The sequence below is a fragment of the Chryseobacterium gregarium DSM 19109 genome, assembly GCF_000430845.1.
In the GTDB taxonomy this organism is placed as follows: domain Bacteria; phylum Bacteroidota; class Bacteroidia; order Flavobacteriales; family Weeksellaceae; genus Chryseobacterium; species Chryseobacterium gregarium.
The window spans coordinates 379,413-392,360 of the sequence record NZ_AUMU01000002.1; the positions used below are offsets into that span (position 1 = coordinate 379,413).

Annotated in this window: 13 protein-coding genes; 7 read left to right on the forward strand and 6 right to left on the reverse strand. The window is 38.2% G+C overall.

Translation table 11 applies throughout. The annotated features are described in order from the left end of the window. Positions 1-341 precede the first annotated feature (341 nt). Together H561_RS23865 and H561_RS23870 are read right to left on the reverse strand one after the other, a co-directional pair. Positions 342-536: a hypothetical protein gene (locus H561_RS23865; protein WP_155845735.1), complete on the reverse strand. Its 195-nt coding sequence runs from the start codon at positions 534-536 to the stop codon at positions 342-344. 5 nt (positions 537-541) lie between these two features. After that, positions 542-1,114 (reverse strand): hypothetical protein, encoded by a 573-nt coding sequence (locus H561_RS23870; RefSeq protein WP_155845736.1) that lies wholly within the window; start codon positions 1,112-1,114, stop codon positions 542-544. A gap of 381 nt (positions 1,115-1,495) precedes the next feature. Between H561_RS23870 and mnmE the strand changes: the two genes are divergently transcribed. After that, complete coding sequence (mnmE, locus tag H561_RS0104605) at positions 1,496-2,881, forward strand: tRNA uridine-5-carboxymethylaminomethyl(34) synthesis GTPase MnmE (RefSeq protein ID WP_027385953.1); 1,386 nt, start codon at positions 1,496-1,498, stop codon at positions 2,879-2,881. Between the two features lie 271 nt (positions 2,882-3,152). Continuing rightward, positions 3,153-3,590 (forward strand): hypothetical protein, encoded by a 438-nt coding sequence (locus tag H561_RS0104610; RefSeq protein ID WP_027385954.1) that lies wholly within the window; start codon positions 3,153-3,155, stop codon positions 3,588-3,590. A 387-nt stretch (positions 3,591-3,977) separates the two neighbouring features. Here the strand turns inward: H561_RS0104610 and H561_RS0104620 are convergent, their stop codons facing one another. Further along, positions 3,978-5,525 (reverse strand): NAD(P)/FAD-dependent oxidoreductase, encoded by a 1,548-nt coding sequence (locus tag H561_RS0104620; RefSeq protein ID WP_027385955.1) that lies wholly within the window; start codon positions 5,523-5,525, stop codon positions 3,978-3,980. 216 nt (positions 5,526-5,741) lie between these two features. After that, positions 5,742-6,371, reverse strand: a complete 630-nt coding sequence (locus H561_RS0104625) for a nitroreductase family protein (protein ID WP_027385956.1) — start codon at positions 6,369-6,371, stop codon at positions 5,742-5,744. 852 nt (positions 6,372-7,223) lie between these two features. Here H561_RS0104625 and H561_RS0104630 point away from each other — a divergent pair. From H561_RS0104630 to H561_RS0104640, 3 genes are all read left to right on the forward strand, one after another. Continuing rightward, the gene (locus H561_RS0104630; RefSeq protein ID WP_027385957.1) at positions 7,224-7,685 is read left to right on the forward strand and encodes a DUF5004 domain-containing protein; all 462 of its coding nucleotides are present in this window, start codon (positions 7,224-7,226) and stop codon (positions 7,683-7,685) included. 251 nt (positions 7,686-7,936) lie between these two features. Next, positions 7,937-8,437, forward strand: a complete 501-nt coding sequence (locus H561_RS0104635) for a hypothetical protein (protein ID WP_155845737.1) — start codon at positions 7,937-7,939, stop codon at positions 8,435-8,437. A 184-nt stretch (positions 8,438-8,621) separates the two neighbouring features. Continuing rightward, positions 8,622-9,146, forward strand: a complete 525-nt coding sequence (locus H561_RS0104640) for an ankyrin repeat domain-containing protein (RefSeq protein WP_027385959.1) — start codon at positions 8,622-8,624, stop codon at positions 9,144-9,146. Between the two features lie 144 nt (positions 9,147-9,290). On the opposite strand, the gene H561_RS0104645 is transcribed toward H561_RS0104640, so the two are convergent. Beyond that, entirely contained in the window at positions 9,291-9,881 is a 591-nt protein-coding gene (locus H561_RS0104645) for a hypothetical protein (RefSeq protein ID WP_027385960.1), read from the reverse strand. Positions 9,882-10,124: 243 nt separating this feature from the next. On the opposite strand from H561_RS0104645, the gene H561_RS0104650 reads away from it, so the two are divergent. After that, positions 10,125-10,343: a hypothetical protein gene (locus tag H561_RS0104650; RefSeq protein WP_027385961.1), complete on the forward strand. Its 219-nt coding sequence runs from the start codon at positions 10,125-10,127 to the stop codon at positions 10,341-10,343. 159 nt (positions 10,344-10,502) lie between these two features. Then, on the forward strand, positions 10,503-11,477 hold the full coding sequence (locus H561_RS0104655; protein ID WP_027385962.1) for a hypothetical protein: 975 nt from the start codon (positions 10,503-10,505) through the stop codon (positions 11,475-11,477). A 727-nt stretch (positions 11,478-12,204) separates the two neighbouring features. Here H561_RS0104655 and H561_RS0104665 read toward each other — a convergent pair. Beyond that, positions 12,205-12,945, reverse strand: coding sequence for an SDR family NAD(P)-dependent oxidoreductase (locus H561_RS0104665; protein ID WP_027385963.1), 741 nt, complete (start codon positions 12,943-12,945; stop codon positions 12,205-12,207). Positions 12,946-12,948 lie beyond the last annotated feature (3 nt).

Consider the following 12,948-nt stretch of genomic DNA (forward strand, 5'->3'; position numbering starts at 1 on the left):
CGTGAAATCGTTTGTAACTTTCCATTGGAATTTGTAATAACTGTTTTGGCTGTTTTGTGAAGGAGCGTAGTGAATCCTGTAATTAAAGGGCAGATTAAATGAGTAACCATTCTCTGAAACAGAATATCTAATAGCTGGAATTTGAAGAATCTCTTTAACTTTCGCTGAATCTACCACGTTGATTTCCGGTGATGAATTTTCGATTTTCATCGAGGGATACTCTGTTTTCTCAGATTTCTTTTTTCCTTCACAACTTGTGCAAAAGATGACAAAAATGATTGTTATGATAGCCTTCATAATATTTTTATTTAATTTATTTTGAGAATTTTATGTTGTTAATTTTAACAATGAAACCACCAATGCATAAAGTATAATTTTCCGTTTTTAAGAAATGTATTGATGTGACCGTCAGAAATATTGTTTTGGTCTTCTCTCAGCTGGATAACCTGTAATTTTCCTTCACCATAAACATCCATATTTCCTATATCTCTGACTGCATTTGGAAATATTTTCTGAAGATCAGTGATCGTGGTCAAAGTACTCAATTTTTTGCTTTTGAAGAGGATGAAATTGTTTTTAAGAAATCGAAATTCGTCCACAGCAACTTTATCTTTGAAATTTTCAAATCTCGAACCATCTTTGTAGAAATACTTATTGTCATTAATGCTGTTGGTTGGGGTTTCTGTGTCAAAGATATACGTGCATGGTTCTTCTTCTGACAATAATTTAATGCTGTCAGCTTTTCCGAAAGTTTTTTCAAATTCTTTGACTGTAAAAAATCTTGTAAGTTTTCCGTTAAACAAGACGTCGTTTCTAACATTACTTCATTCAATGAGTCTTGAGACAGATTGTTTTGAGCACTTATTTGATTATTTTTCTTTTCTGAATTAATCTGATTATGATTGGAAATTTTCTGATTATTTTCGACTTCAAGTTCTCTTGGCATTCTACCGCTCTCAAAACCTGTAATAAAAATAATTGCTACACCAACGATGCAGAGTAGCAAAACAGAAACTACAATCACTATTTTTCTGGTGATGGTCAGGTTTGGGATTCTGGATAGAAAAAATATTAAAATAATGACTAAGATTAAAACTAATGCAATGATTCCCATATGGTTGTTTTGTTAAATATAAATCATATTTTTTGGATCTCAACAATAACTTTCTTCATTGTCCCGTGATTTTTTTAATATGAATAAGCTACAAAAAATGTTGATTATTTCCTTTTGATCAATAATATTGAACTTTGGTCTGGATTTTTAGCCCTGATGGAAGCGACATCCTTTTTGCTGTGCCCTGAGCGTAGCCGAAGGGCACAGCAAAAAAGATATAGCGGACAGCAGGTTCCCGGCTCCTGAAAAAGTTGAGTGTTTAAGCGTTTTAGAATCGGGGAGTTGTTGAGTGAAGAAGTTTCTGAAAGGAGAGGGTTTTAAGTTCAGTATTTTGATAGAAAATGAATTTTTTAGCCTGCGAAATTTCCGTAATTTTGTATTATGAATCACGACACAATCTGCGCATTGGCAACCGCCAACGGAATCGGAGCTATTGGAATTATCAGAATTTCGGGAGATGATGCTATTTCAGTTTCAGCGAAAATTTTTGATGGTAAAAACCTCGAAAAAGCCCAATCACACACCGTTCATTATGGTTTTATAAAAGATGGTGATGAGGTGATTGATGAAGTGATGGTTTCGGTTTTTAAAGCTCCGAAAACTTTTACAGCTGAGGATTCTGTGGAAATTTCTTTTCACGGTTCACCGCATATTGCGAAGAAAATTCTTGAAGTTTTGATTAAGAACGGAGCGAGAATGGCAAAAGCGGGTGAGTTTACGATGCGTGCCTTTATGAATGGAAGAATAGATCTGAGTCAGGCAGAATCTATTGCAGATTTGATTGCTTCTGATAATGAAGCTTCAAGAAAAGTTGCACTGAATCAATTAAAAGGCGGAATCACCAATGAAATTTCGTTTTTAAGAACAGACTTATTAAATTTTGTTTCTTTGATTGAGCTTGAATTGGATTTTGCGGAGGAAGATGTAGAATTTGCTGACAGATCGGCATTGAATCAAGTGCTGGACAAGATCGAAGCAAAATTGAATTCTCTTATTGAAAGTTTCCAGTACGGCAATGCTATTAAAAACGGAACCGCAGTCGCCATTATCGGGAAACCAAATGCCGGAAAATCGACTTTACTGAATGCTCTATTGAAAGAAGAAAGGGCGATTGTAAGTAATATTGCAGGAACGACAAGAGATACCATTGAAGAAATTCTTCACATCAAAGGTCATGCATTCCGTTTGATTGATACTGCCGGATTACGTGATACGGTAGACGAAATCGAAGCAATAGGCGTGAAAAAAGCAAAGGAAAAAGTAGAGAATGCAAATATTCTGGTTTACCTCGCCGATGCTGCCACAGAAAATTTTTCTGAAGATATTGAGATGATCAAATCTTTGCAGAGAGATGATTTAAAATTGATAATCTGTGCTACGAAAATTGATGAAGTTTTACCGCATCAATATGAATCGGTGGAAAGTGTTTTTAGAAATGAGATTCCGCAAGACTTTGATTTTATTACCATTTCAGCAGTAGAAAATCAAAATATGCAAGACTTGAAGGATGAATTATCTTCTTATGTTGAGCAATTGCAATCTCAAGAAGGAAATGTTGTCATCACCAATCAGCGTCACTATGAAGCTTTAGGAAAATCTTTGGAAGCAGTCGATAAAGTGAAAGAAGCCATCACAACTCAGATTTCCACTGAGCTATTGGCTTACGAATTGAGAAATGCTTTGGAGCACCTGGGTGAAATCTCAGGAGAAGTGACCAATGATGAAGTGCTGGGAAATATTTTTTCTAAGTTCTGTATCGGAAAATAGATGATGTTTAGATTGTATAGATTGCAATTACAATAATAAGAAGCCGTCTCACAGCTGTGGCGGATTCTTATTTATTCAATTTCATAATTGAGGAAGAACCACTAATTTTGATATGCATATGTACTAAGATCCTTTGTTGAAAATTACGAATCCAATGATATGCTTTACATGAACTCATCGATATAAAATGACGTATCTCTGCGAATAGAATATTACTTATCTTTAAGCAAGGAACATGAAGCGTTATTGTAATCTCTGAAAAACTGGTTCTATGAAATTTTGGAATGGCTTTAGAATATTTTGGATCATCTTTTTTCTGTTTTTTGCGATTGGGCTGCCGCTCATTCTCCATTACGCAGGACATCATAAAAGTGATTATGAGATGGCTCATACATCTGCCAGCACAGCATCCATTTTGCTTGGCATGGGCACGGCATTTTGGCTCATCGTCTTTATTTCTTACAGCAAGAAATTTTTGATTAATCTTTCTTTTAAAAAAAAGGGCATTATAGCGCTTAATGTGACCGGGCTGCTGTTATTGGTTGCTTTGGCAGTAGGAATTTTGGTTTATACCTATATAAATGAAAGCCATGGCTACGGTTGGCGTTATCTGTATTTCTGGCATCCTTACATCATTATTCCCTGCTCTTTTATTTGTTATTCAGGTCTTTTTTCCGGCATAACTAAAGGTCTTTTTTCGAAATATTAGGACAAGTCCCTAGGAGGATATAAGAGACTTTCCAAGAAACAAACTAGGCGGTAATAGAATTTGTAAACGAGACAGGATTTACCATCCTAATCAAAAGCAAATATCTCTTCTAGTATCGCGAATTACGAAGTTAAATCCAGTCATAAGGCTTGTCCTTCTTTAGTTTAGAAATATTATTTTTGACAATGTATTGAGCTGACGAAAAGCAGGCTTTAGATAACCGTTAAGTTTTTTCAAAAAACCATATTTTTAATGAGATATTTATTATTTATATTTCTCCCTTTTATGTATTTCTCGCAGGACATACATATTATAGAATACCAGATGAAAAATTACTTCATATTAAACCAATGGAAATTAGCTAATACAATTGAAATGCTAAAAGTTTTAAATCTGGCCGTACTTTGAAACCGCATTTGCGCAGTTGATGCCGTCGATGGCCGCAGAAACAATTCCGCCTGCATAGCCCGCACCTTCAGCGCAGGGATACAATCCGGCTACCTGAGGATGCTGGAAGGTCTCTTTGTCTCTGGGTATCCGTACCGGCGAAGAACTCCGGCTTTCCACACCGACTAAAATTGCTTCATTGGTGTAATATCCTTTCATTTTTTTACCGAACTCCGGAAGGGCAGTTTTTAAGGCAGAAGCTACAAAATCAGGCAGAGTATCTTTTAACATTACGCTATGGGTACCGGGCAGATAAGAGTTTTTAGGCAGATCCACTGAAACCCTGTTTTCAACAAAATCGACCATCCGCTGTCCAGGAGCCACCAAATTACCGCCACCAAGTTTAAATGCCTGCTGCTCTATCTCCGCCTGAAACCTCATCATCCGCAAGGGATCTTCCCCTTTTACGTCCTCCAGGGTAATTTGCACTACCGTGCCAGAGTTGGCAAAAGGATTATTTCTTTTGGAGGGAGACCATCCGTTAACCACAATTTCATTTTCATGAGTTGCACAAGGTGCAATAATACCACCCGGGCACATGCAAAAAGAAAATACCCCCCTGCTGCCTACCTGTTCCACTAAACTGTAGTAAGCAGGAGGCAAAAACTCACTTCGTATATCACAATGGTATTGCGCGGCATCTATAATAGCCTGTGGATGTTCTATTCTCACACCAAGAGCAAAAGGCTTCGCTTCTACTAATATGTTTTTCCGATGCAACAGCTCATAGATGTCACGTGCAGAATGCCCTGTAGCCAAAATTACGGCATCTGCCGGCACATGCTCTTGGCCATTAACCACTGCTCCTTTTACTTTTCCAAATTCAATTTTTATATCCGTAACCTTCTGGTCGAACCTCACCTCACCACCGGCATTTAAAATGGTTTCCCTGATAGCGGTAATGATATGGGGCAATTTATTTGTACCGATATGTGGACGGGCATCGATTAAAATATCATGATCCGCACCATGCTGCACAAAAGTCTCCAACACCTTATTAATGTCGCCGCGTTTATTAGACCTTGTGTATAGCTTACCATCAGAATAAGTTCCGGCTCCTCCTTCCCCGTAACAATAATTCGACTCTGTATTGACAAGCCCCTGCTTATTGATAGCAGCCAGATCTCTGCGTCTCTGTTTAACATCCTTCCCCCTCTCCAACACTATTGGCTTTAAACCATTCTCAATACATTGCAAGGCAGCAAATAAACCAGCCGGGCCAGCCCCAACAATCAAAACAGGTTTTCCGTTACTGACATTCGGATAGTTTACAGTGTATAATTCAGGGGCAAAAATCTCGTCAATAAAGGCCCTCACCTGCAAACGGTAAATTACATTCCGGCCTCGCGCATCAATGGATCTTTTTAGAATCTTATGCCCTTTAATGCGCTTATTATCAATTCCTAATGCGGTCGAAAGGGCTTTAAGAAGTGCATTCTCTTGATTTGCCTCGCTGGGGGCGAGTTTAATTTCGATGTCTCTTTGCATATATTTGTCAGGTTTTTATCCGAAACATGCAAAGATAAAGCTTTTCTACATACCTGCTTCGGGCTGAAGCTTAATAGCCTTCTCCAAACGGTGTTTTAAGGAATGATTGTATAGCCGTCATTTTACTCGTATTACCATGAGCCCTGACAGATATCTGTGGTTTTGACTGGCAATCTTCAAGAGCTGGATTATTAGAAATCTTTCTGCCTTAATAGGTTAATTTATTCTGGTTGAAAATTCATTGATTGGTAGGCGGACTTTTGGCATGGAGGCAAGAAAATCATTTTCTGCATCCCGGTAGCCTAAAGAAAGAATAACTGAAGCGTGCAGACCCTTTTCCGACAGACCTAAAACGTTGTCAAATACTTTCGGATCAAATCCTTCCATTGGCGTAGCATCTACCTTTAACGTTGCGGCAGCAATTAAGGCTGTGCCCAAACCGATATACGCTTGTTTGCCTGACCATATTGCATTTTGTTCTGGTGTTTGGGTGGAGAAAAAGCCTGTCAACATGTTTTTTAAGTCGTTAAGGGCTCCATTTTCCAAATTTCGCTGCTGTTCCATCATTTGAACATAGTCTCTTATGTAATCATCGGTTATTTCATTGAATGCTGCAAAGACGAGTAAATGAGAAGAAGCGTGAATCTGAGAATTGAAGGACCCTTCTGCCAGTTTTTGTCTTATTCCAGGGTTGGTTATTACCAACAGGCGGTAGGGCTGTATCCCGCATGACGATGCGCTGAGGTTAATGCTTTCGATAATCTGATCGATTTTATCTTCGCTGACTGACTCATCTGAGTATTTCTTGACAGCGTAACGCCATTCTAAATTTTTGATTAATTCCATTCTATTATCATTAACAATTAGACGGACAAAGTTATAACTTAGATGTGTGTCTTTGTAACTAAGTGACAAAAAGTTATAGTGACAAACGGGTAACCAGGTGAATGTTATGTAACAGAAATTTGATCTGATTACGGACTGCAGCCAAAAGATATTGGCGATTAGCAATACAATGGACATTTTAAATGGAAAATGGAAAATGTCCATTGTTGTATGTTTGTGTTTCAGGCCAATGCGATATTCTGAATTGTTGAAAGAGGTTAAGGTATTTCCGGCAAGATGCTTAGCTGCGAATTAAAGGATTTGGAAATGAACGAATTGATTGAACGGCGTGTATTAAACACAGCACGTTGCTGTAGAATACCGAATAACCGACTATGGGGAATCGTTACAACAGCTTACCAATACAATCGCAGACCGGGGACTGACTCATAGACAGCATATTATTTCGGGAATGAAGAAAGACAGTTATAGTTTCAATAGGGCAGGGATGTGAAGGCCAAAAATCACCTCTGCTTCCAAATATTTACTTGGCTTTTGACACGCCACTATTAGTCTCATTTTATAAATTTAAGGGCATTGCTGACAGACTGTTTATCAATGACTTCGTCTACCATAAGAGTAATCGGTATTTTTACATTAAGCATCAATTGCCAGATTCTTGTTGGGTACGTAAAAAAAGAGTATTACATTTACTACAGCAGTTCTGCATCAGGGTTGCCGTTTTGAAAGTACTAATGTTGTCAAGTACGCAGCATTCTTAATCATAAAAAATGCTGTAGTATTGTTGCCGGCTGCATACTACGGGCCTTAGAAGTGATTTGCAATCCCGATACTACATCAAATACAGACCATATGAAAACAAAATTAAAAGGCAAACTAATATTGACATCATTAATATTATCTGTTAGCTGCTCGTTCACTAAAATTGACAAAAAACAAATTATAGGCTCCTGGTATTTTGTGGAGTATGCTGACGCGTCTTACTCAAAAGCACAGTTAGATGAGATAACGAAAGACTTTAAAGCTTCACCGGAAGAAGTGGTCAAAAATTTCAATTTTATCTTCAAAGCGGATAACACTTATGAATATAAGGTGTATGACCGTTTGGCTAACAAAGGAACCTACTCAATCAATCAGGATAACGTAGTAAGATTAAATAATAAAACAGAATCAAAAACGGAAACTTTAACGGTAGAGTATGTAGATGGTAAATTTTTACAAGTCAGAGGAGTTGGTGGCGAAACAGACAGAATATCCATCTATTATAAAACGGATTATAAATTCGCTCCCGTCCGAACAGAAGTGATACGATGACAGGTCATACAAGCCGGAACCAAATCGTAATCAAAATACTTCAGCTTCAGCCTGCATTGGGAGATACCTGTAATAAATAATCACGTCATAACGTATCGCTAATCCGGCGATTACAGGCATTCGGTGATCGCAGGAAAATCAAATGTGCACAAGGCAACGAATGTTACCTATGGTACTGTTGATATTCAACTGCTGATTGAGCGCGTATAACAACAAATAAAAAAATAGCTGATTACACTTCTAAGATAAAAATGAAAATATTAAAAAATATAGGAATATTGTGCTGCTGTTCTATGATGGCATCATCCTGTAATCTGGATGGAAATAAGCAAAAGACCCCGGTAAAAAAAAGGTCTGGAGATTCAAACATCATAAACAAAACAAGTCCCCCGCAGCTGGATACAGCAAAGATAGATATGGACGAAGTAAAACAGGATCTAGATTGGCATGATGATGTAAGGATGAAGTTTCTTACTGAGTGCCTGAACCCTTTCTTAGAAGCCAAAAAAGTTACAACTAATTGCAGCGACTGCGATAAAATTTCTTTTAGCTACATCCTAACCATCAATGAAAAAGGTGCGGTAATAAAAGTGAACAGGGAAGCTGAAACTATTCAGTGCAAACAACTGACCCAAAACGATATTGTAGAACTTCATGCTGTGATTGAGTCCTATTTTAAAAAACAGATTTTACCCCGATCATTTGCTAAGGGAAATTATAGGAGCCAGTTCGGTTTTACTTTAAGATGCTAGACAAAATAGTTGTCTATTTAAAAAATAAATGGGGAAACCAAAAAAAATAATAGGAGCATTTTGATTATAAATACGGAAGGATTACCTTGAAACAATGATTAGACAAACATTGGGATCACAAGAATTACATGTCAGAAAATCCGGTAGGTAATATGAGTCATTTACATAAATAAATTAACTTATTATGGACGAAGAATTTTTAGATGCTGTTGAAGAAAGGGATTTTGATCAAGTGAACGCCCTGATTAAGGATGGTGCGGATGTCAACTTTGAGCATGATACCGGAATGACCGCTTTAGCATGGGCCCAATCAGAAAATGATCTTGAAATGGCTGAACTCCTGCTTAAAAATCATGGAGATTTAAACTACAGATATAAAAGTGAACGATTTAAAACTCTTGTACAATCCGCCGCACTTGATGAGCAGCTTGATATGCTCAAACTTTTTTTAAAGTATAAACCCGACCTCAATATTAGAGACGGCTTCGGCAATAATGCGTTATGGACTGCCTGTTATACCAATAATCTGGAAATTATAGAGCTGTTATTAAAACATGGTGCAGATGCGTATACTAAAAACAAGGTAGGAGAAATTTTAGTCGGCAAGAAAAAGCAGCCCATGGGGGTAAGTCACAGTCCTTATTCTATCGCTTTAGAAGATAAAAACCAGGAACAATTAATCCTTTTTGAAAAGTATAAAAATAAATAACAGCGAGGGAAGATTATAGCATTTCAGAGAATATATAAAACAGATTATCCGTACAATCCGATTTGTACCGGCAATCTGCTTATTTTCAACCGGATCTTTATTTTACCTTCGGTACACCTAATGCCGGTTGATTGTTGTTTTCTCTTAAGTGGAGTAAAGAGCTTTTTTGCCTGCACGTTCAGCGATCAGTTCCCAGGCATGCTGGTCAAACTGGAAGGCAATGGCATATCTGCCGGCAATTGTTTTATGTCCATAGATTGTTCTGAGGAGAGCACTGGCGGGTATCTGCCATATTTTTTCTGAAACAACAATGTATGTTGTTACCCTGAGGCCTTTGTTCAGGATCGCAATATTTTTTGTTTCTGGAGATCTGCAGCCACTAAAATACACCGTGGTACCATTGATATGAGTTTGATTCTCTACTTTGATGAGCCGCTTGGTTTGTATGTTTTCCCATGCAATGCTCCTGGTCCAGAACAGGGAATAGGCTTTGACACCGCAGGCATCAATCCTTACGATTGGTAGAACCGAGTGGGTGAGAAACCACATAACTGCCAGCAGGACAACAGCCCAGATAAGTGTATAGATCAGAAATATGGTTAATGGAAGTGTGGAACCGTGAAGAAAAATCATACTGATGGCCCAAAAGGTAATACTCACAGTGAATAGGATTAAGAAACAGGCAATACCTAACAATAAAGGGTGCTTGGAGAAGGTCTTATAGGTCGCTTTCATAGAGGTAAGGTTGCGAACCATGCAAGAAAAAAATGTTAGGAAGCATGTTTCGGTGTTTTTTGCATTGTAGCCCAAATATAAGCCTAATTGGTCAATCTACAGAGTGGAGAAGGGGACAAGTTGAAGAGTGTTCACAAAAACACGCTTTTTTCAATAGCATGAATGCTTTTTTTACTACCTTTCTTTTGAAAATGAAAGCAAAACGGTGTCCCTTACAAACAATCTCAGTCTGTTGTTATTCATATGGAAGCGGTTGGCTCTGTTGAGGGTAGAATTACCCTGATACTGAATTTTGATGAACACGGTAAAACGACAGTTAAAGAAATTAAAGGCACAGACAACGAAAAATTGATCAAAGCCATAAAAGAAAGAATTGAAAAAATGCCATTGTGGAACAAAGATGAAGCTACTTATTCATCTACATTAAGTGTGCCATTAGAATTTAGAGATGTTAAACAATAAGAATATTTTTAGCACTGTATAAGGAAACAGTGATAGATCCTCAATATTGAAAATCCTTATCAAAAAGAATTTTACTGGGCGGACATCATAATCATGCCTGCATTAACGATGGGAGCAGCGGGTAAAAATGCCCAAATGATTCTTAAATAACCTTAACCAATGAAAAAACAATATATCTTAGCCTTTTTTGCTGTCTGCTTATCAAATGTGACATTCGGGCAAATTAAATCTTTACGGGAATTACTGCTAAGCAGCAATGTGGTTGTGATCATAGATAACAATTATCCAGACGCATTTGAATCGGATAAAAAATTACCTGTTACAGATAATGAAAGCCTCCTGCTAATGGATGGTGTTAAAATTTTATCCTACTTAAAACAGGGAAAGTACGATTTAGCAAAGCAAAAATTGGTTATCAAAACATCTTCTAACAACTCTTATTTTGATCATAACATTAGAAACCCTCGATTCCCTATCCCGTTTTCATTTAATGACAATATAAAACCACCGACCGAGGTGACATTACTGTTTGCCAGGGAGCATGATGATTATGCTGAGGTTTTATATGATGTAACGATAAATGAAGAAGACATTCCCAGGGTAAAAGATTTTATTTTGTGGATGGATGTACTTAAAAAAGAGAAAAATGAGGCTGTAAAATGCAAGAAATACATCGAGAAATATCTGGCCAATTTGGGAGTTGGCGTAAATTCAAATCTTATGTTTTTTGAGAATATCTTGTTGCCATCATCAAACTTTATGTTGTATTATAAGGCCAGGGTGCCGGAAGCTACGGTATTAACAACCGAACAGAAAAACCGCTATAAAGGATTTTGGGAAGATGGCCATTATTTCGAAGATGTAAAAACCGCTGAACTGATGTACGGGTATTTCCCAAAAGAAACCGTCGGTTTTCTTAAAAATAAATTTTCAAAAATCGGCATTTATGACGATGATTTTAATGACCGTACACAAACCTATGCCACCTATTTAGAGTTCCTGTTAAAAAAGCAAAACATCCTCAATGATGAAGCTCAATTTCAGTTGAATGTATTGTCTGCCTACAATGATAACATCATCGATCTTAAAAGAGAGGCCTTTGAAAAACTAGTAAAAAAAATACCTGTAGAATAAATACAAATGATAAGGTATTTGCCATTATTCCAATTTCTTTTTTTTAGCTCCGTGTATGCCCAAATCAAACCTGTTGTAAACTCAGAACGTAAAATTGATACTCGATTGAACAGCGGGAGACCAACCCCAATGTTTCTCCCGTTGTTTACGTGAATAATGTCAAAAATCGGGTGAGTCGAGTGTGATAACTCAGGTTAATGATAAAACCGGCTGATAGTATTCTTCTGTCAGGAAATTTAGCGGGAAATCGTGGCCACCCCTTACGCGTATCTGGTATCCTGCGACATTGGCTAAAAGTTGATATCCACTTACTCGGTCATGGCACCGCCGGTAAAATAAAACCCGGGAATTTAAGATACTAAAAAACTCTTATATGAATAATTTACAAAAAATTTCAAGAAAAGGATTAAGATCAATCCGGGGTGGAACTGTGACCTGCAGCCTTCCCGGCACAAGTGATCCGGCCATATGGCCGGGAAAAATATGTCCGCCCGATCCCTGTATCAGTGGAAATTGTATTATTCCCATTTCAGGCTGTCCCGACCCGTTTTAGCAACGAAAAAATGGACTGTCTCAAAGGCAGTCCATTTTTAATTTATATTCATCGATGATAAGTGATCATATAAATGATACAGGAAGTTCTTCTGATACGTTTAAACTTCTGTCTAGGGAAATTAAAATCCGAAGATCTTTCTCCGGATTTCCTTATTTATCAATTGTCGCTGTTCTAGGTGGTTTGTCCACCGTCAACATTTAAGGTAACCCCTGTGATATATCGTGCTTCGTCGCTTGCCAGAAAGGCAACGGCCATTCCGATATCTTTCGGCTCTCCATAATGGCCTAAAGCGACAGACTGTAACATTTGCGAACTGAAAGGTCCGTCGGCAGGGTTCATATCGGTATTGATCAGGCCCGGCTGAATGATATTCACCGTAATATTCCTGCTGCCCAGATCTCTTGCCCAGCTTCGTGTGTAGGCTGCCAATGCTGCTTTTGTAGCTGCATAATCTCCGATTCCGGGATAAGGGGAGCGGCTCGCACCGGTGGACCCTATGGAAATAATTCTTCCGCCGCTTTTCATAAAAGGTAAAACGCCCCGTACGGTGTGTACAGCCCCGTGAACATTCACCTCCCACTGAAGCTGTAATGCCGACACATCGGTATCATTGCTGTCGATGGTTCCTGTAATAAACAGTCCGGCACTGTTTACCAGTATATCGATGCCCCATTCGGACGCCTGCTGTAGGGCTGCATCTATTTCCTGCTTATTCCCGGTATCGGCTTTAATGGCTTTTGCTTTTACGCCTGATTTTTTTATTTCTTCAGCGAGCGCTTGTGCTTTTTCTTCTGAATGTACGTACGTGAAGATTACATGGGCTCCTTCTGCTGCCAGCTGTCTGACGATTCCTGCTCCGATGCCGCGGCTTCCGCCTGTTACAAATGCTGTTTTATTTTTTAATTTAGACATGGT

Excerpts from the sequence above, each read along its gene's own strand:
- H561_RS23870 (WP_155845736.1), bottom strand. The coding sequence starts at position 1,114 with ATGGGAATCATTGCATTAGTTTTAATCTTAGTCATTATTTTAATATTT.
- mnmE (WP_027385953.1), top strand. The coding sequence starts at position 1,496 with ATGAATCACGACACAATCTGCGCATTGGCAACCGCCAACGGAATCGGA.
- H561_RS0104610 (WP_027385954.1), top strand. The coding sequence starts at position 3,153 with ATGAAATTTTGGAATGGCTTTAGAATATTTTGGATCATCTTTTTTCTG.
- H561_RS0104620 (WP_027385955.1), bottom strand. The coding sequence starts at position 5,525 with ATGCAAAGAGACATCGAAATTAAACTCGCCCCCAGCGAGGCAAATCAA.
- H561_RS0104625 (WP_027385956.1), bottom strand. The coding sequence starts at position 6,371 with ATGGAATTAATCAAAAATTTAGAATGGCGTTACGCTGTCAAGAAATAC.
- H561_RS0104630 (WP_027385957.1), top strand. The coding sequence starts at position 7,224 with ATGAAAACAAAATTAAAAGGCAAACTAATATTGACATCATTAATATTA.
- H561_RS0104635 (WP_155845737.1), top strand. The coding sequence starts at position 7,937 with ATGAAAATATTAAAAAATATAGGAATATTGTGCTGCTGTTCTATGATG.
- H561_RS0104640 (WP_027385959.1), top strand. The coding sequence starts at position 8,622 with ATGGACGAAGAATTTTTAGATGCTGTTGAAGAAAGGGATTTTGATCAA.
- H561_RS0104645 (WP_027385960.1), bottom strand. The coding sequence starts at position 9,881 with ATGAAAGCGACCTATAAGACCTTCTCCAAGCACCCTTTATTGTTAGGT.
- H561_RS0104650 (WP_027385961.1), top strand. The coding sequence starts at position 10,125 with ATGGAAGCGGTTGGCTCTGTTGAGGGTAGAATTACCCTGATACTGAAT.
- H561_RS0104655 (WP_027385962.1), top strand. The coding sequence starts at position 10,503 with ATGAAAAAACAATATATCTTAGCCTTTTTTGCTGTCTGCTTATCAAAT.
- H561_RS0104665 (WP_027385963.1), bottom strand. The coding sequence starts at position 12,945 with ATGTCTAAATTAAAAAATAAAACAGCATTTGTAACAGGCGGAAGCCGC.